At 38.8% G+C, this 356-nt stretch carries 1 pseudogene; it reads left to right on the plus strand.

Going from position 1 to position 356, the window contains the following annotated elements:
* Positions 1-356, plus strand: a pseudogene (locus SB775_RS28000) (nucleoside recognition domain-containing protein); the annotation flags it as partial.

The raw sequence follows: 356 nt of genomic DNA on the forward strand, positions 1-356 counted from the left end.
ATACAGGTAGTATGCAAACACTTGTTACTGCTGGCGTTGTAGTTGGAATGGTTGTAATTGGTGTCATTATGACATTAACCGTTTCTTGGGTACTATCAAAAACAGCTTTAAAAGGTGTTCCGACTCACTACACACTTGAGTTACCACCGTACCGTAAGCCAAAAGTTTGGAATACAATTGTACGCGCAACACTCGATAAATCAATATATGTTTTAAAACGAGCTGTAGTTGTAGCTGCCCCTGCGGCTGCATTAACTTGGTTACTTGCTAATATTTTCATCGGTGACACAAGCTTACTTATGTATTTTGTAAACTTCCTAGATCCATTTGCTAAAATGTTAGGACTTGACGGCTTT

The sequence above is a fragment of the Peribacillus sp. SIMBA_075 genome, assembly GCF_046534585.1.